Below are 19,747 nucleotides of genomic sequence, written 5' to 3' on the forward strand. Positions count from 1 at the left end.
TATCAAAACGCAAGTCGTCTGCGATTATGCCATAGGTCCCACGCTTGTTCGTAAAAATATGGCAGCGATTCCATGCAATGCATGAATCCCTGCCATAGGGTAGGGCTGTTTTTGGTGCGACAGCCCCTTCTTAATACAGAAAACTCTGCTGCTTAAATAGCTTTTTCACCACACAGGAATTAATTTAGTGTGCTGACACCTCGTCCAAGTCCTGTAATTCCGGTACGAACCATCTCCAGAACCTCAAAATCTGCCATAAGATTTAAAAATGCATCCAGCTTATTCTGATTACCAGTCAGTTCGATCATAAGTGAGTTCGCTGCCACATCCACAACCTTTGCGCGGAAGATATCTGCGATAGCGATAATCTCCTGCTTCTCTTTCTTATCCGCCATCACTTTTACAAGTACTAGTTCGCGGCATACGGAATGATTATTCTCAAGCTCTACAATCTTACGTACCTCTACCAGTTTTGCAATCTGATTACGAATCTGTTCAAGAATCTGATTGTCCCCACTTACAGCTACTGTAATACGAGTGTACTTTGGATCATTCGTGATACCGGCTGTAATGCTGTCAATATTATAACCGCGTCGGCTGAAAAGAGCCGCCACTCTCGCTAATACACCTGGATTATTATCTACTAAAAGAGATAAAACGATCTGTCTCATATATTCTTCCTCCACACTAGTATGTAGAGATACCTTCCGTCTTCTCCGGATAGTATCCATCTATAAATCTGTCGTTACCGACTCCATAGGAATCATTAATTCCCGGGTCTTCTCCAATACCAAAAACAAAGTACTGTAATGCTTTTTTATTGGCTTCATAATCTACCTGCATTACCCATGCGCCGTTGCCGCTCAGGCGGCCTTCTGTATAAGATCCTTCATATGGGATACGAAGCTGATCTACCTCTGTTGCTCCCATCGTGATAACAGAAGTTAACAAGCTTCTTATCTGCTTTTCTGTAAGGTCTGTTGTCACATGCTTAAGCGCCTTCATACAGATATTGGTAAGTGTCATGACATCTTCGCCTTTTAATTCGTTAAATACAGAAATAAGAATCTTACGCTGACGATCCGTACGTCCAAACTCACCGGTAACATCCTGACGAATTCGACAATATGCTAATGCCTGATATGGTGTGAGCATATTCTCTCCTGCTTTTACATTCTTCTCTCCATGTTTAGAATTCACATAGGCTGTTTTTAAGAAATAAGCTTCTGCTTCTGTCAATTCCATCGGTACGCCACCAATCAGATCAACTACATCACGAAATGCTTCCATATCTACTTCAACATATCCGTCAAGCTTGATTCCAAAGTTCTCTGCAATCGTCTCATATTCAAGCTGTACACCTCCATAAGAATAGGCTGCATTAAACTTATGATAACCATAACCAGGAATATCAATATACATATCTCTCATAAGAGAAGTAAGCTTTAACTTTCCATTCTTCAAATCGATCGTGGCAATCATTGTAGAATCAGAACGTCCCGCTTCTGTCTCATCTGCTCTTTTATCACATCCGATCAAAAGAATATTAACTACATCCTGGTCATACTCAAGATCTGCATCTACAACATCTACATTCTTTAACGCTGTTTTCGTATCTGTTGTAATTGTATTCGTAGCCGCTTTATAGTAAGCAGCTACCGCTCCACCTGCGGCAGATGCCACAAATGCTACTGTGAGAAGAAAACACATGAAAATCTGTGCAACGATTCTTCCCTTTCTTCCACGTTTGCGAGCTTTTTTTTCTTTTTTTACTTTCTTCGCTTCTTCTTTGTCTATGTTCATATCTTTATTTGTGTCTTCCAAACTTTAAAACCTCCTGTACAAAACTCTTTTTATACATTATACTAATTTTTCCTCTATTGCAAGTTAAAATTTCTTAAAGTTCATTTTCATTTCCAGTACCATGGATTCAACGATATTTTAAGAATCCATTTCTTTGGAAGCTTTTTATAACTTTTTCCAAGGCGATACCCAATATATTTTGCTCCATTTTGCATAATAATCTTTGGAATATAATGGAACTGGCCTTTTTTAATAAAATGTAGCAGCGTCATCTTTACAAGACGAATTCCTTCTGATTCAGACTTCACTTTTGTAAAAAGTCCACCTGCATCTACCTGGGATACAGCCAGGTCAAAGTTTCTCTTTAACTGTTCTTTTGCTGTATAATTATGCCAGTGCCATACTTTCGCATCTGCCACATAAGCAATCTTCTTTCCTTCTTCAATTAGATGGGAGGCAAAAATCATATCTTCATTAAATATTGTGTGCAGAGGGAATCCTCCTAATGCATCATATTCTGATTTACGATAAGCAGCACAGACATTCGAACAGAAAAAAGTTTTAATTCCAAGTTCCGGCAAATCTTTTTTACTCTTAATCCTGCTTTCCTTTGGATAATTAAAAATTCTTGTATATGCCTCAATTGGATTATCTTTTTTATCTGCCATCTGTCTCCCGTAAGCAGCGCAGACTTCTTCATCCTCAAATGGCTTGAGCAGATTTTCAATAAGATACTCATCTGCTGGAATCGCATCCTGCGTTAAAAGAATCATAATCTCCCCGTCACACATTCTTGCCGCCTGGTTTCTTGTTCCGCCATGATCAAACTCTGGTTTTGTTATGTGGACAATTTCTCCCTGTTTTAATGTTGAAAACACTTTACTGTGAAAAAATTCTTCTTCTGTATTAATTAACAGAATCCGCTGAGGCTGTATTGTCTGCCTTTTTAACATACGAAGACATCGTTCCAGTTTTTCATCCGGATGATATGTTGGAATAATTACATCGATCTTTTTGGTCTTGTTCATTCGCACCTCCATCAACTTCATACTCATTTTAGATTAGCGCAGGTATCATCAGCGCACGAGTATCTTGATATAGTAACATTTTACTCTGACAGAAGCTTTTTGGCAAGACGTACTGCATCTGCGGCATCTTTAGAATATCCGTCTGCTCCTATTTCATCTGCAAAACTCTGTGTCGTTACTGCTCCACCAATCATTACTTTTACATTAAGATTTTCTTTTTGTTTTAATGCGATCGTATCCTTCATGCGCATCATTGTTGTTGTCATCAAAGCAGATAACACGATAATCGATGCATTATGCTCTTTTGCTGCCGCAATAATCTTATCTGCCGGTACATCTTTCCCAAGATCAATTACTTCATAGCCATAATTACGAAGCATTAACGCAACAAGATTCTTTCCGATATCATGAATATCACCTTCTACCGTCGCAATAATAATTGTCGGCATCTTTTCATTTGTTCCGCCCTCTTTAAGAAGCGGCTCTAAGTATTCCACTGCCTGTTCCATCGTGTTTGCACTCGAAATCAACTGTGGCAGAAAATAAATCTGTTTATCAAACAAAGTTCCAACTTCATTAATTGCCGGTATCAAAAGTCCGTCAAGAATCTCTCCTGGTTTTGTTCCCTGAGAAAGTTCTTCTTTTACAAAATCGACAATGCCGTCTTTATTTCCTTTTAATACGGCTTCAAATACAGGATTTTTCTTTTTGTCTGCCTCTTTAGCAGTACTTTTGTTATCTGTCTGCTCTGTTTTTTTTATGCCATTGTTTCCTGCGCTTTGTGCCGCTTTTGCCATTGCTGCTTCTTTTAATGGAGCCATACGCTGAATCTGTTCAATATAGGCAATATCAGCGCCTTCTTTATTACGCAGAAGATCAGAAGCAAAAGAAATTCCCATCAAAAGCTGATTCGATGGATTAGCAATCGCCATAGTAAGTCCACTTGCAATTGCCATTGCTGCAAATGCACTGTTTACATATGGTCTTTCCGGAAGTCCAAAAGAAATATTAGAAAGACCCATTGTCGTACATAGCTTTAAACCTTCTTTACAGTAACGAATGGTTTCTAATGTCTCTATTGCCGCATTTTTATTTGCACCAACTGTTGCCACTAAACCATCTACGATAATCTGATTTTTTGAAATGCCCAGTGCCTTTGCTCTTTTCAATATCTCATTAATAATTGCTTTCTTTTCTTCAAGACTCTTTGGAAGTCCCTTGTCTGAAAGAGGAAGAAGAATAAACATTGCTCCATATTTTTTTGCTAATGGAAGAAGTTTTTCAATCTTTTCTTTTTCAAGAGAAATAGAATTAATGAGAGCACGTCCCGGATACGCACGAAGTGCCGCTTCCATGACTTCTACATAGCTTGTATCAATACAAAGGGGAAGGCTGGAAACCATTGTCACTTTAGAAATCGCTTTTAACATCATTTCTTTCTCATCAATACCATTTGTTCCCATATTGATATCAAGAATATGTGCCCCCATTTCTTCCTGCTGCTCTGCCATTTCCTCTACAAGATTCATTTTACCTGCACAGAGTTCTTCCTGTAATTTCTTCTTTCCGGTTGGATTAATTCTTTCTCCGATCACAAGGAACTTTCCGTCTAATGCAATTTCCTGACTCTTTCTTTCCGAGGCAAGCATGACAGGATGTTCATTATGCGGAGCTTTCGTTGTAAGTCCGGCTACCTTCTGTGAAAGCATTCTGATATGTTCTGGTGTTGTTCCGCAGCATCCGCCAATTAATCCAGCACCTGCTTCAATAAACTCCGGTCCCCAGGATGCAAATTCTTCCGGAAGCATCGGATATACTGTAACTCCATCCTGCAGAACAGGAAGACCGGCATTCGGCTTTGCAAGAAGTGGTACTTCCGCATATTCTTTCATTTTACGAATAACCGGAATCATTTCTTTTGGACCGGTAGAACAATTCACTCCAATAACATCTGCACCAATACTCTGTAAAACAACAACTGCTGTTACCGGATCGGTACCATATAATGTCCTTCCGTCCTCCTGAAATGTAAGAGATGCAATTACCGGCAAGTCGCAAACTTCTTTAATTGCAATTACTGCTGCCCTTGTTTCCGCAAGACTCATCATCGTCTCCACAACAAAAAGATCTACCCCAGCCTCTACCAGATATCTTGCCTGTTCTTTATAAATATCGATCAGTGTTTCAAGCTTCATCGGTCCTACAGGCTCTAATGCGATACCGGTCATCGTCATATCACCTGCCACAAGAGCTTTATTCCCTGCCGCTTTTTTACTTAATGCAACCAGACGTTTATTTATTTCTTCAGCGCGTTCTGAAAGACCATATTCTTCCAACTTAATGCGGTTTCCCGAAAAAGTCGGCGCATATAAAATATTCGTTCCTGCCTCTACAAATGCCTTCTGCAAAGCAATTAACTTATCTTCATTTTCCAAAATCCATTCTTCCGGACACACACCTGGTTTCATTCCTGCTTTTTGAAGATTTGAGCCTGTCGCTCCATCCAGAATAACTGGCTTTTGCTGTATCATTTTGTAAAATTCGTTTATCTTCATTTTTATTCTTTCCTTTGCTATTTGCTTCTTTTCTCATTTTATCTGAAAACTCTGAAACCACCCCTTGTCCGAAATCAATCCATTGATTCCAGATCCTTATACATATTCCAATATAGACTTCACTAATGAAACTCTGTTAAATGGTGTCATAAAGTAAAATCCAGCACCTACCTCTTTTCCCATTTCAATGATTTTCTTTGAAATTTCAACAGCAGCTTCCTCATATTCTTCTCTTGATGCATTTTCTTTATATTTTTCTACCACACGATCCGGCACATAAATTCCCGGCATCTCATTTTTAATAAATAATGCGTTTCTTCTGCTGACAAGAGGCATAATCCCTATTAAAATCTTCGCTCCTGTTCTTTCTTTTAAGAATGCAAGGCGTTTTATACCCTCCTCGTCATAAACCGGCTGCGTAAGAAAATAACTACATCCTGCTTCTATTTTTTTTATCATTCTTCCTGCAATATTTTCCGGACTTGCTCCATTTTGATTTAAAGCCCCGCCATAAAAAATCATATCATCTGCAAATATTTCCTGGTTCATACTCTGTGCAAACTTCATTAAACGGATAGAATTAAAATCAAAGACACTTTTAGTAAATTCCCGGTCTTCTCTTGCCACTGGATCACCAGTAACAAACAGATAATTACGAATTTCATTTACATAACTTCCAAGTAATCCACTTCGAATCGCAATACGATTTTTATCACGACAGGCAAGATGCGGCATCACATCCATTCCTGTCTGCATTTTTATTTTTGCTGCCATCAAAGAAGCATCTGCTCTTGAACGAGCCAGCGGCGAATCCGCAATTGTAATAATATCTGCCTTCGTAGAAAGAAGTGCCTTCGCACCATTTACTAACTTTGTATCATTCGCATCAAACGGGGGATCGAGTTCAACTGCACAGACAAGTTCCCCTTTCTCCAGTTTCCGGCGAAATGTATTTACTACCTGTTCTTTTTTTATCGTCTTATTCTTTCCTTCTGCACTTTTTATATGCGCCAGCTGTTCTTGTCGTTTCTGTATTCTCCCTGCTGCATCTGTCCACACGATTCTTGTCGGAACTTTCAAAGTATGTTCGGCCTGAAAAAGAGTTCGGTATATTTCCCCGATATATTCCGGGGTTGTACCACAGCATCCTCCCAGAACACGAACACCTAATTCCGAAACTTCTTTAATCTTCTCACCAAAATAAGTAACACTATCTGAGTATATCACATGTCCTCTTACAATCTGGGGATATCCACAGTTTGGAAGCGCAGTAAGAATCATATCTTCCGGCACTCCGTATTCTTCAATATAGGCCTCTAAAAATCTCTTCATATGTGCTGCGCCAATACCACAGTTTAAGCCTGCACCATCAAGAAGTCCACTTTGTACGGCATCTCGTAAAATCGTTTTATAGTGAAAACCTGTCCGGCTATAACCTGTTGGTGTCAATGAAAACTGTCCGATAATAAAAGCTTCCGGACAAATTTGCCGGATATATTCTGCCATTTTTAAGACATATTCCGTATCAGGAAAAGTTTCCAGCACAAAAATATTGGCACCTGCTTCTAGAAAGCTGTCACATATTTCATAATATTGCTGTAGGATATCTGTCTCTTCACTCTCTTTTTCTTCTAAAATAGGTCCAATATCCGCTGCTGGAAATACTGGATAACTTTCAGAATACGCTTCTCTCGCAACTTCCTCTGCTAGTCGATAACCTTTTGTCACAAGTTCTTTCAAACTTACATTTTGAAACTGTTCTGCTCTGTTTTGCTGTAAAGACAACAAAGTTTCTCTGTTTGCCAAAAAAGTATTACTTCTTAATAATTGTGCACCCTTTTTCACATAATTTTTATGAATCTGTCGTACCAAAGACGGGTTGGTAATATTGGCTTCTTCAGAACAGATATAATTCTCTTTCTCTACCGTATCAAAATATGTCCCCATCGCTCCGTCTGTCAATAATTTATGATTTTCCAAATATTCTCTTATGTTCATCTCATCCATCCCATCATTTTTCATTCTGTGATTTCCTGCTCTATGAAATTGCCATAAATAGTTACAAAAAAATCCTGCAGCTTCTGTCAGGAGCAATATCGCTTATCAGAACAGCTACAGGATCCTTATCATTTAAACTTCTGTTACTTTACCTTCGTATTCCAGAAGCAATCTGCCCTTCATTCCACAGGCGATTGCAAGCTTTCTCATGCAACGCATCATAGAACGATTATCATCTACTCCGTAACGATCAATAATATCTACATACTTATCAATCGCATCCATCGCATTCTTATCAGAAAGATAAAATGTCTCGATAATCTCTTCTATATTGCTTCGCTTTGATGTCGTAAAATATAACAGTGTAATCTGAAGACCGGTAAAAACATTATATAATTCTCTATTATAATCTGCCATACCAGACTTCAAAAATGCATATAAATCACTCAAACGCATCGTATCAATATCATCAATATGCATATCGTAACTTCTCAGTTTGTTCTCCACATCAATATCCATAATAATGGAGCTGATCATCATAGCTACCTGAAATCCATCAATATCATTCTTGCTCTTTGCACTTAATACTGGTGCATTATTACTCATCTGCTGACAATAAATGATATCACGAATCAAAGCATTTTCAAAGAGGGAATCTTCCAAAGTATTATCTACTTTAACAATAAATTCTTTCTTTCCGGTATCCATTGCTACCGGACGGCTGCAATCTTCCTCATTCTCAGGGTCTAACTTTACAATTTTAATCGGATAGATCAGACCTTCTGTAATATCTTTATAAATAGCCTCTGTCTTCTCAGAAAGCGCCTTTCCTAAAATTTCCATTATCCTTCTTCCTTCCTTTTCGTATCCTATAATAAACTTCTCATATTTTAACAAAATACTTTCCGTCATGCAAGGAAGATTTTTGTTCTTTCCCTTCCTTCCTCTGCTCTCTTTTTACCATTATCTGTTCGTTTTTCTACCATAATAGACTTCTGCTCTTCCAGATATCTCATTATAAAATGCTGCTTCTGCTGCATATCGATATGGATTAATAAAAATAAAACCGATTCCTAATGTTAAAATACCAAGAATATCCCATCCAATAAAACTTAATCGCAAACAAAAAAGCTCCCATTTATGCTTCTTCATGATCTGTTTTGATGCCCGAAATGCTTCTCTTGTTGAAAAGCCCTTCCGTTCTTCAAGAATATATGGCACCATCGCATACGAATACTTCGCAACAACTCCTGGTATAATAAACAGAATATATCCCAGTGACAAAACAAAAAATAATGTAATCTTTGCACAAAGAACTCTCCACCAGTCTGACATTCTTCCTGTCAGGCAGGCAATCCCGTTCTTTCTTCTATCCAGTAACGCCAGGTTAAAATCAATATATCCAAGGCGTACAGTCCCTCCAATAAAAAAGTAGATCAGTGCGATCGCTGTTGTTCCAATAAATAAAATCGGATAAAACCCCGGAAGAAATTCGAGAAAATAAATCAGAATTACTGCAATGAATGCGTATTTTGCAATAAATAAGAATGAGGATGAAAACACGCCAAGCCAGTTGGCAAATAATCCCGCCACCGCTGCTTTCACCCAGTTTCCCTTTAGCGCATCTAAAGCAATTTCTTTATATGTTCCTGAACCCAGTCTCATGTCTATCTCCTTCTATCTAGTCTCTTACTTCTGCTGTATCTATGTTATATACCTAACAGAAAAAAGCCATCCCTTTGAGGACAGCTCCTTCTTCCTATACACTTATCTGCTAGATATTCCACATCTCTTTAATTCTTACAAGTTCATTCAGCGTCATATTCATAAACGCCTCATTCTTTGGATTATTACTGAAAGCATTCGTTTCTTTACGGTAAATGATCTCTTCTGCAACATCTTCTGCCGTAACTCCTTTCGCTTTCAAAATCTGTGCTGCTTCATAACCTCTCATAGTAAGCCTCCCATTTTATTTAAAATAAATTTCTGTATTCATTATAGAACAATCTCTGTAAATAATCCACCTATTTTTATCAGATATTATGAAATCGATCCTGATCTTTTGCATCTTCGCCAGCACCAAAGCCAAGCTCGTCATACTTTGACTTCACTTCTTCCCATGGCAAAGTATCTCTCTCTTCTTTTAAATAAGAAAGAATATCCGCAATTCCTTCACCGGTATAAGCACTGGTATAAAATATTTTCTTACATCCTGCTAATTCCAGCCATGCTGCCGCCTGTGCTGGCTGTGCTGCCCAATGGTCAATCTTTGTAACAACCCCCACAACCTCTCTGTTACAGACAGGTGTAAGATTCGGTGAATACAGAGAAAAAGCTTCCGTAGCATCCATCAAAAGGCCGATTACATCTGCTTCTGCTGTAAAAACTGCCAAAGCAGAAATCAGATTCTTTGACTGGAGATATTCTCCTGGTGTGTCAATAATAACATCGTAATGATTTACATATTGTGTTTTATGGTAGGTGATCGTCTTCCCCTTCATCGCCTGAGATAAAGTAGTCTTTCCCGCTTCACTTCGTCCAATAAACATAATCTTTCTCATAAGTACCTCTATCCTTTAATTTTTTTTGGTTTCGAATAATCACTATAATAAATGCGTCCATTTACAGATTTTAATGTTCGAATCTTAAAATAATATTTCTTTTTAGATTTTAATTTTTTCTTTATGACTGCTTTTCCTTTCATGGAATTCACAGTTGCTATTTTTTTATACCCTTTGTTTTTCTTTGTAGAACAGAAAACCTGAACCTTTATTCTATTCCCCTTCTGATTCCAGAAAACTTTTACCTTCTTCTTTGCCGCTTTTACAGTAATCTTTGCCGCAGGAAGCATAAGAAAATTAATATCTACAGCTCCGTTAATTCCATTTACCGTTCCTCTATTCGTCGCCTGCCACATCTGATAACTTCCCTGATAGGTACACTTTGTACTCCAATGTGCCACCCATTTCTCACATTGGTTAAAAGAAGCTTCCGGGAGTTCTTTTTCAAACCAGCTTTTCGGTGCAAATACACCAACAGAATACCCTGCTTTCTTAATAATACTCGTAAAAGTCTGTATAATCTTCTGGCGCTGCTTTGCATTCGTATGGCTTAAAATATAATTATCTTCAAGATCATAGTAAATCGGATAGGTAATCTTATGCCCTCTTACCAGACGAAGAACATGTGCTGCCTCGCTCTTTGCTTTTGCTACAGTATCTGCATAAGAATATAAATATGCCCCATAAGGAATACCATATTTCTCACATTCTAAAACATTATCGAGCCACTGTCTGTCATCCTGTTCCCTCTGATTCGCACCATAGCCGCAGCGGATAATTGCAAAATCCACACCATCTGCCTTTACCTTCTGCCAGTCGATCACTCCCTGATTATGACTGACATCAATTCCTCTTGCTATTGCTCCCTGAATAATCGAATCATTACTACTTCGATACTTTCCTGCAATCTTCTTCCATGCATTCGGATAAACATCTGCAAATGTTGATGCCTGCATTGCAGCTTGTCCATTCTCATAACGGAAACTATTCGCCTGATCTCCGCTTTCTTTTGCACAAACAGGTACTATCGCAGTTACTGCCATAATAAGAGCACACGTCATTCCGAGTACTCTTGTAAACATCTTATTCTTCATCATATTCATCCCTTCCCAAAGCTTTTTTCACTTTGTCTCTTTCCGGCAGAAAACTCTACTCTATCATAAGTCTTACTTAGAGTCCTGCTTATATGTAAAAACTCTTAACTTATTTATTATAACAAATTACTCTCTGTTTATAAACCATTTATTGCTGAAAATAGAAAACCAGAAAGGTTTCTTAACCTTTCTGGTTTTCTATTTTTCATGACAGATAAAAATCGGTATTTTTTAGAATAATCCTCCGATACTGAGGAATAATGGAGCAAATACTAATGATACGATCGTCATAAGTTTAATAAGGATATTGATAGAAGGTCCTGATGTATCTTTGAATGGATCACCTACCGTATCTCCTACAACGGCTGCACGATGTGCTTCGCTTCCTTTTCCACCATGATTACCATCTTCAATATATTTCTTCGCGTTATCCCATGCTCCACCGGAGTTAGACATAAAGATAGCGAGCATAACACCTGTTACTAAAGCTCCGCCAAGAAGTCCGCCAAGTGCTGCCGGTCCAAGTACAACACCGATAAATAACGGTGCAAGAACTGCCATCACACCAGGAAGAAGCATTTCTTTTAAAGCTGCCTGAGTAGAAATAGCTACGCAGGATGTATAATCAGGTTTTCCTTTTCCTTCTAAGATTCCAGGAATTGTTTTAAACTGTCGTCTTACTTCCTCGATCATCTTGTAAGCTGCCTTAGATACAGAATCCATTGTAAAAGCAGAGAAGAGGAATGGAAGCATACCACCTACAAACATACCAACGATTACTTTATAATCCAGTAAGTTGATTCCGGATTCAAATAATCCAACTGCCTGTGCATAAGAAACGAATAATGCTAATGCTGTAAGAGCGGCAGAACCAATAGCAAATCCCTTACCCATAGCTGCTGTTGTATTACCAACGGCATCAAGTTTATCTGTAATGTTACGAACTTCAGATGGAAGACCAGACATTTCTGCAATTCCACCGGCATTATCCGCGATCGGACCATATGCATCTACCGCTACTGTAATACCAGTTGTTGAAAGCATACCTACGGCTGCTAATGCGATTCCATAAAGACCACTGAAAGAATATGCTCCGATGATTCCAATTGCAATTAAGATAATCGGAACAGCTGTGGACTGCATTCCTACAGCAATACCACTGATTACCGTTGTTGCCGGACCAGTTTCAGACTGCTGTGCAATCTTTTTAACAAAACCATAATCCCCAGAAGTATACACTTCTGTGATCACACCGATCAAAAGACCAACGATAAGACCGAAAATAATAGCTATCGCTTCTTTAAATCCATTAAAGAACACTTTACTTAAAATCAAAGAACCAATCATCACTACGATTGCTGCGGAATAACTTCCGTACTTCAAAGCTTTATGCGGACTGGAATTCTCATCACCTTTTACAAAGAAACATCCAATAACAGATGCTAATACACCAAGTGCTGCGATAACTAATGGGAAAATAGCTCCACTTTCTTTCGCATAAACAACACCAAGGGTAATCGCAGATACTAAAGATCCTACATATGACTCAAATAAGTCAGCACCCATTCCGGCAACATCCCCTACGTTATCTCCTACATTGTCAGCAATAACAGCTGGATTACGAGGGTCATCTTCCGGAATACCAGCTTCTACCTTACCTACAAGGTCTGCTCCAACATCGGCAGCCTTCGTATAAATACCACCACCTACACGAGCAAATAATGCGATAGAAGATGCTCCTAACGAAAATCCGGAAAGAACATCTGGATTTTTAGTCAAAGCATAGATAACTCCTGCTCCAAAAAGGCCAAAACCTACTACTGCCATACCCATGACAGCACCACCGGAAAATGCGATTGATAACGCTTTATTCATTCCGCTGTCTTTTGCTGCTGCAGCGGTTCTTACGTTTGCTTTTGTAGCAACATTCATTCCGATATAACCGGCTACTGTAGAGAATAATGCTCCAACAAGAAAACATACTGCTGTTACCCAGTTACCAATTCCTACACCAATTAATATAAATAATACCGCAACGAATACAATAAGAATCTTATATTCTGCTGTGAGGAAGGCTCTTGCTCCTTCGTGAATAAATGCTGCAATCTCCTTCATTCTGTCTGTTCCTGCATCCTGTCTTCCTACTTTTTTTGTAAGATAAAACGCAAAGAGTAACGCGCAAATTCCAAGAATTGGCGCGCAAAAAATTAAACGTTCCATACTCATCCTCCTATGACTTATTTTTCTTTATGAAATATTAATTTTATTATCTAAAAAATGCTTTTGTTTGTAAATGTTTTTTATTGTTATAAACAAGTTTATAGACGGTTTTTCTTGTTTTTTAGTTATTTTTTCAATAATATCCCCGTTAGTTTTCTATTTATTGTATATTTTTTCTCAAAAAGAACTTTTTTCTCTTTATATAACTTACATTATACTTTTCATTTGAAATCACATTCTTTTCTTATCCGAAGGCTAACCTGTCGAAAAAAAAGGAGGGGATCACTTTACATAATCCTCTCCTAACTTCATTTCTTATTTCAAACCTACTTATCGCTTAGTTCCTACTGTCAATTCACAAATAAGCGGATCTGATACTATTAACAGGGAAATAAATCTCCCCATAATGAAATTACTTTCTTACTTTAATGTGTACTTCCCGAAGCTGCATTTCAGAAACTTCATTTGGTGCTCCGCACATAACATCCTGTGCATTACCATTCATAGGGAATGGAATAACCTCACGAATATTTTCTTCATTGCGAAGCAGCATGATCATACGATCTACACCAGGTGCCATACCGGCATGTGGCGGCGCACCATACTGGAATGCATTGTAAAGTGCACCAAATTTCTCTTTTAAATCTTCCTCCGTATATCCTGCGATTTCAAAAGCTTTTACCATGATATCAAGATTATGGTTTCTTACCGCTCCAGAAGAAAGCTCTACACCATTACATACGATATCATACTGATAAGCAAGTAATTCCAATGGATCCTTTGTTGTTAACGCTTCTAAACCACCCTGTGGCATAGAGAATGGATTGTGAGTAAAGATGATTTTTTTCTGTTCTTCATCATACTCATACATTGGAAAATCATTAATAAAACAGAAGCGGTATGCATTCTTCTCTAATAAATCAAGACGCTGTCCTAATTCATTACGAAGCTGTCCTGCATAAAGAGCTGCCTGTTTTTCTTTATCTGCGATAAAGAAAATCGTATCTCCACCTTTAAGACCAGCGATTTCACGAATCTCTGCCTTCATATCATCCGGAATAAACTTATCGATTGGTCCTTTATAACTTAAATCTTCTTTTACTTCAAGATAGCCAAGTCCGCCCATTCCAATCGATGTCGCGAACTTAAGAAGTTTCTCATGGAAACCTTTCGACATCTTATTTGATACTTTAATTGCACGAACAGTCTGACCATGGAATGGTTTAAATGTACATCTCTGGAAGAAATCTGTCACATCTACAATACGAAGCGGATTTCTTAAATCCGGCTTATCAGAACCAAACTCAAGCATTGCCTGCTTGTAGCTGATTACCGGATAAGGAGCTGCTGTTACAACACTTCCTTCTGGTGCAAACTTTTCAAATGTTGCTGTAAGAACTTCTTCTCCTACGCGGAATACATCTTCCTGTGTTGCAAAACTCATTTCAAAGTCTAACTGATAAAATTCTCCTGGAGAGCGGTCTGCTCTGGCATCTTCATCACGAAAACATGGAGCAATCTGGAAATACTTATCAAATCCAGATACCATAAGAAGCTGCTTATACTGCTGTGGTGCCTGTGGAAGCGCATAAAACTTCCCTTTGTATTTTCTGGATGGCACGATATAATCTCTTGCACCTTCTGGAGAAGAAGCGCAAAGAATTGGAGTCTGAATTTCCAAAAATCCCATATCTGTCATCTTCTGTCTTAAAAAGCTGATAACTTTAGAACGGAAAATCATGTTATCTTTTACTTTTTTATTTCTCAAATCAAGATAACGATATTTTAAACGTACATTCTCATGATTTTCTTTAGAAGTCATGACCTCAAACGGAAGCTGCTTATATACCTTTCCAAGTAAGTCTACTTTGTGTGCTTCTAATTCAATTGTTCCGGTCGGAATCTTTGGATTATATGTTTCCTCATCTCTATGCTCAATCACACCTTCAAGAGAAATGCAATCCTCTTTATTGATTCCTTCTAGTAAAGTAGTATCTCTCATTACAACCTGAAGGACACCATACATATCTCTTAAATCAATAAAAGATACCCCACCATGATCTCGGATATTCTCTACCCAGCCTGCCACGCGGACAGTTTCGCCAACATTCTCTTCATTCATCATATCAAGAGTTCTGTCTCTGTAAATGTTTGATATGTTCATTTATCTAATCTCCCTTCTTATAATACAACTTTTAATACAACTTTATTGCTTACTCAAGTCTTCTTGACTAGGACAAAACAAAAAAACGTCCTGAACTATAACTAGTTCAGGACGGATGATTCCGCGGTACCACCTGAATTACTGTCTTTATATAAAACAGTCACTCAAAACCAACTTCTGTCTAACGCACAGTTACGGCGCACCTACTGATCAGTCTGCTCGTGTCCGTTTTGCAGACCTTTGTTCAGATTGCGGCTGGTAAAGTGTTATTCATGAAAATTCATTCTGCAGGGTTCTCACCATCCCCCACTCTCTGAAAGCGATAATTCTCACTACTTCTCTTCGTCATTGCCTTTACATCAAATCTTACTCAGTCTACCACAGCTTAAAAAAAATGTCCAGAAATTTTTTCTTATATTTCAAGTGGATTCTTTATCGCATACTCCAAAGCCTCGATAAAAGCAGTCGTTGCTGCCCGGCAGGCAGATTCTGTTCCAGCAAGCACTGCCCCACTTGAGTTTGCGTGTGACGGCGGATACCAGTATCTTGCTACCCGGGTATTGCCTGCCTTTAACGCCTTATCCAATGCATAGTTTGTCTCAATCGGACCTCCTACAAGATATGCATAAGATTCTCCTGGTTTAATATCACACCATTCCTGAAAATACTTTCCCGGTCTTGGAATCGTCTGTGCATAGAACGCTGTTCCCTCATCTCCATCAAAGTTACAAAGTTCCGAATGATTCTCTATAAAATCTTTTATGTAGCGAAGTCCACTCTTCACGTCTTCTACCTTCGGACCGGAAAAAAGAACAAATACACTTCCGCCGTACTTACTCCAGGAACAAATAGAACCTCCGTAATACGTCTGTGCATGAATCAGCTTAATATTTGCCTTCTTGCTTGCATCATCTACTGCAAGATACCCAATATCATCATTATCCGTAGAAAAGAAACCAACACTTGTATGTCCTTCCGGTATATTATATACTCTTGCAAACTCAGCCGTCACATTTGCAATCACTTTCTGGCTGAGCATATGTGTCTCCATCTTTACAATCTTCATAAATTAAATCCTTTCATTACTATTCAAGTCGGGCCGTCACTCACCACCTGAAAGAGGTGGGAGTCTTCTCGACTGAGATAAAATCTCTGTTTTCCACAAAAATCTCACTCTATATCCATTGGATGAAATGCACAGTACTCTACCCCTTCAACAAATGCCTCAACGGCAGAACGACAGGCAGATTCCGTTCCATAAACAATTGCTCCACCCGTATTAACACGCGAAGGAATCTCAGATAATTCCGCAATCTTTACATCTGCTGCTTTTAATGCTTTATCTAAGCCATACATGCTCTCTACCGGTGCAGATACCAGATATGCTATGGATGTTCCCTCGCTAAGTCCTAACGATTCCTGATAATACTTTCCGATTCTTGGAACATAATCCACATAGTATCCTAACGTACCATCTTCGTTCAGATGATAGTTTCCTGATTTATTCTCTATATAATCTTTCGCATAATGAAGACCACTCTTTACATCCGCAACTTTCTCTCCGGAAATAATTGCTGTAATCTCTCCCCCATATCTGCTCCAGGAATGATCAACACCACCATAGACTGTCTCAATCTGAATGACCTTGATCTTAGCCTTCTTTGTTGCATCATCTACCGCAAGCCACATAACATCCTCACAATCTGCAGAAAAAACAGCCATACTTTCATGGTCTTCAGGAATGTCATATAACTTCCGATATTCTTCTGTAATTCGTGGAATAATCTTTTCCATCACTACATGAGCATCTATTCTCCTTCTCATATTGTACTCCTAACAATTCAATTCTCTAATCTAACTAATAAAACGCAGCACTGATGCTTTTCAATCATGATCATGCAGCAGCTCTTAATAATTACCAGTTTATCATAAATCACTTTCCATGAACATAAACTATTTTTTACTTTGGCTGTGAATTTATGTTCTTTTCTTTACTTTTTATTATACAAATCTTGTAATATTTCTTTTGCTGTTTTATTCTGATATAAATCCGGATCATCTAACACGCTTCCCTTGCCTGTTGTCCAACGGAACTGAGCATAATCCGTAAGATAACTCATTCCCCTTCCACAGGATGGATAGCGGCGATACCAGGACGGATAATACTTCTTCATATATGCCTTTGCTAATCTTACAGCTTCGCTTCCTGCTTTCCCCTGTCTGTTCGGAGTACCTGACAAACGAACACCTGCCGGACTTGAATGTACTAAAACAACACTCCCATCCTGACAGCTTCCCACAACAATATAGACATGGGTAGATGAACTCATAACATCACCGGCTTTAAAGTCTTTGATCCCTGCTGCGCTTTTATAAGTCCCCCATCCATACTTCGCAAAAGATGATGCCATCTTCGATGCCTTCATAACATAACCATGCCCTGGCTTTCCATTCTTTGTTTTCATTATATTATAGATGCTCCAGCCAACAAAACCGGAGCAATCAAGCCCTGCACCAAATTGATATCTGTGTCTCCTGTAGTTATAAGATGCCTTCTGTTTCCCGCAAAAATTACGCCAGTTCGGATTCAGACCGATTAAAACTCCATCCTTTCCAGCTCCGGTATCTTCTTTATTCCAGCCACCACCCCATATATACATTGTTGATCCAACCGGAGTAATTGCCGTTGTCAAAAAGTTCTTAATAGTAGATGTTGAATCCTTTGCTGTCATCGTCTCCACCTTTTTCCCGAACTTTCCGTAAATGACCTTCTTTTTCGTTCGATATGCTCTTACTTTGTATTGATACCTTCTGCCTCGTGCTTTTTTCTTTAAAACGATCTTCCTCTTTTTCGTTACTTTTACCTTTGTAAACGTTTTCTCTCCTTCTGCCTTTTCAAAAACTTCATACCCATCCGCTTTTTTTACCGGTTCCCATGAAATCACGACTCGATCTTCTACTCCATTCGCAAGAACCCCCTGTGGTTTTCCCAAACGTTCCTTCGCCATAACCGTCTCTCCACAAACAAGTAACATTGTTATCAAAAATATTATTATAACCGGATACTTCTTCACCGTACACAGCCTCCTTCTTCTAGCTTTATGCAATATTAAAAAAAACATTCATGTTATGATGTTAGGATTAAAAGGTATTTTCCCTAACATCATAACATGAATCTATTTTTTATCCAATATGCTTTTTATATTCCGATATCGATCATGCAGGAAATCAGGATAGTTAAAATAATTACAAAAAATTTAATATGTAATGTTTTCCTTGAAAAAATTTCTTAATTTTTGCTATAAAATGTGTTACAATTTATTATAAATTACATATGAGGAGATGTATCACCAATGAACACGAACAAACACTCGAAAAAAGTTGTGCATCTGCCATTATTTATTCAAAAGAATCATAAGGCAATACTTTTTTCTCTTCTTCTTTTTCTGATGCTCCCAACAACTTTTGTTCACGCACAACGGCTGTATACTACTGACGGAGTGAATATACGAGCCAAGCCAAATGGCTCTTCAAAGATTCTCACTTCTGTTTCTGCCGGGACAGCTGTAACTAGAACAGGCAGTAAAGGTAACTGGATTGCGGTTAAAGTAGATGGAGTAAAAGGATATATTTATAAAACATATCTTAAGAGTTCCAAAAAGGCTTCTGCATCCTCTGCAAATAGCACATCTTACCGCGCAGTAATCACTGCCAGCAGCGTAAACATGCGTGCGAAGCCCTCCTTTTCCGGACGTATTAAAGGAAGCTTGTCCGCAGGTCAAAGCGTTACTGTCTGCACTACAAAAGGTGCATGGAAAAAAGTGAAAACTTCTGCCGGAAAAAAGGGTTATGTTTATGGGATTTACGTTGGAAAAAGTTATACTCCAGTAAAAAAAGCAGCTAAAACTTCCCCTACTGTTTCTACTGGTAACTACCGCTCAAGAGCAATCTCTTATGCACATACCAGACTTGGGAACAAATACAGTCAGGCAAGACGAGACCAGAAAGGCTATGCCGATTGTTCCAGCCTCGTACGTGATGCCTATAAAAGTGCAACCGGCAAATATATCGGTAACACTACTTATGAACAACTTGAACTCATGGATTCTTACTTGTATTCTGTTTCCTCTGTTCATAATGTTACCGTCGGAGATTTGGTATTCCACCGAGGTAGTTCTAATCACGTTGGAATCTATCTTGGAAACGGAAAGGTTCTCCACGCTTCCCAGACCGCCGGAAAAGTAAAAATCAGCACGTTTAGTCGAAGCAGCACCTACTGGGATACCGGGTGTAATGCCGCAGCTTACTGCGCTTCTCGCTAATA

Annotated in this window: 16 protein-coding genes and 1 other annotated feature; of the genes, 1 reads left to right on the plus strand and 15 read right to left on the minus strand. The window is 38.6% G+C overall.

What is annotated here, in order from left to right; all coding sequences use genetic code 11:
- Positions 1–179: 179 nt before the first annotated feature.
- The 15 genes from ilvN to FYJ25_RS12345 all read right to left on the minus strand — a co-directional run bounded on the left by ilvN (position 180) and on the right by FYJ25_RS12345 (position 18,497).
- Complete coding sequence (ilvN, locus tag FYJ25_RS12275) at positions 180–671, minus strand: acetolactate synthase small subunit (RefSeq protein WP_021907898.1); 492 nt, start codon at positions 669–671, stop codon at positions 180–182.
- Between the two features lie 16 nt (positions 672–687).
- Entirely contained in the window at positions 688–1,824 is a 1,137-nt protein-coding gene (locus FYJ25_RS12280; protein ID WP_154581415.1) for an LCP family protein, read from the minus strand.
- Positions 1,825–1,910: 86 nt separating this feature from the next.
- Entirely contained in the window at positions 1,911–2,831 is a 921-nt protein-coding gene (locus FYJ25_RS12285) for a glycosyltransferase family 2 protein (RefSeq protein WP_021907896.1), read from the minus strand.
- Between the two features lie 80 nt (positions 2,832–2,911).
- A complete protein-coding gene (locus FYJ25_RS12290) occupies positions 2,912–5,386 on the minus strand; it encodes a homocysteine S-methyltransferase family protein (RefSeq protein WP_154581416.1) in 2,475 nt (824 codons plus the stop codon).
- A 96-nt stretch (positions 5,387–5,482) separates the two neighbouring features.
- A complete protein-coding gene (locus FYJ25_RS12295; RefSeq protein ID WP_096239863.1) occupies positions 5,483–7,408 on the minus strand; it encodes a bifunctional homocysteine S-methyltransferase/methylenetetrahydrofolate reductase in 1,926 nt (641 codons plus the stop codon).
- 108 nt (positions 7,409–7,516) lie between these two features.
- Positions 7,517–8,227 carry a hypothetical protein gene (locus FYJ25_RS12300; protein ID WP_123864847.1) on the minus strand — a complete coding sequence of 237 codons (711 nt, stop codon included), beginning with the start codon at positions 8,225–8,227 and terminating at the stop codon, positions 7,517–7,519.
- 120 nt (positions 8,228–8,347) lie between these two features.
- Positions 8,348–9,049: a DUF975 family protein gene (locus FYJ25_RS12305; RefSeq protein ID WP_096239859.1), complete on the minus strand. Its 702-nt coding sequence runs from the start codon at positions 9,047–9,049 to the stop codon at positions 8,348–8,350.
- Between the two features lie 109 nt (positions 9,050–9,158).
- Complete coding sequence (locus FYJ25_RS12310) at positions 9,159–9,338, minus strand: hypothetical protein (protein WP_096239857.1); 180 nt, start codon at positions 9,336–9,338, stop codon at positions 9,159–9,161.
- A gap of 79 nt (positions 9,339–9,417) precedes the next feature.
- Positions 9,418–9,945: a EutP/PduV family microcompartment system protein gene (locus FYJ25_RS12315; RefSeq protein ID WP_021907890.1), complete on the minus strand. Its 528-nt coding sequence runs from the start codon at positions 9,943–9,945 to the stop codon at positions 9,418–9,420.
- Positions 9,946–9,953: 8 nt separating this feature from the next.
- Positions 9,954–11,042 (minus strand): glycoside hydrolase family 25 protein, encoded by a 1,089-nt coding sequence (locus FYJ25_RS12320; protein ID WP_243145746.1) that lies wholly within the window; start codon positions 11,040–11,042, stop codon positions 9,954–9,956.
- Positions 11,043–11,270: 228 nt separating this feature from the next.
- Positions 11,271–13,265, minus strand: a complete 1,995-nt coding sequence (locus tag FYJ25_RS12325; RefSeq protein ID WP_408608974.1) for a sodium-translocating pyrophosphatase — start codon at positions 13,263–13,265, stop codon at positions 11,271–11,273.
- Positions 13,266–13,671: 406 nt separating this feature from the next.
- On the minus strand, positions 13,672–15,423 hold the full coding sequence (aspS, locus tag FYJ25_RS12330; RefSeq protein ID WP_096239855.1) for an aspartate--tRNA ligase: 1,752 nt from the start codon (positions 15,421–15,423) through the stop codon (positions 13,672–13,674).
- Positions 15,424–15,527: 104 nt separating this feature from the next.
- Positions 15,528–15,781 (minus strand) — a binding site (T-box leader).
- A 54-nt stretch (positions 15,782–15,835) separates the two neighbouring features.
- Positions 15,836–16,489, minus strand: coding sequence for a BMC domain-containing protein (locus tag FYJ25_RS12335; RefSeq protein WP_021907886.1), 654 nt, complete (start codon positions 16,487–16,489; stop codon positions 15,836–15,838).
- A gap of 104 nt (positions 16,490–16,593) precedes the next feature.
- The gene (locus FYJ25_RS12340) at positions 16,594–17,247 is read right to left on the minus strand and encodes a BMC domain-containing protein (RefSeq protein WP_096239853.1); all 654 of its coding nucleotides are present in this window, start codon (positions 17,245–17,247) and stop codon (positions 16,594–16,596) included.
- A gap of 167 nt (positions 17,248–17,414) precedes the next feature.
- Entirely contained in the window at positions 17,415–18,497 is a 1,083-nt protein-coding gene (locus FYJ25_RS12345; RefSeq protein WP_096239851.1) for a hypothetical protein, read from the minus strand.
- 279 nt (positions 18,498–18,776) lie between these two features.
- Between FYJ25_RS12345 and FYJ25_RS12350 the strand changes: the two genes are divergently transcribed.
- On the plus strand, positions 18,777–19,745 hold the full coding sequence (locus FYJ25_RS12350) for a C40 family peptidase (RefSeq protein ID WP_096239849.1): 969 nt from the start codon (positions 18,777–18,779) through the stop codon (positions 19,743–19,745).
- The last annotated feature ends 2 nt before the right edge of the window (positions 19,746–19,747 follow it).

Source organism: Anaerobutyricum soehngenii, from assembly GCF_009697165.1.
Classification (GTDB): Bacteria; Bacillota; Clostridia; order Lachnospirales; family Lachnospiraceae; genus Anaerobutyricum; species Anaerobutyricum soehngenii.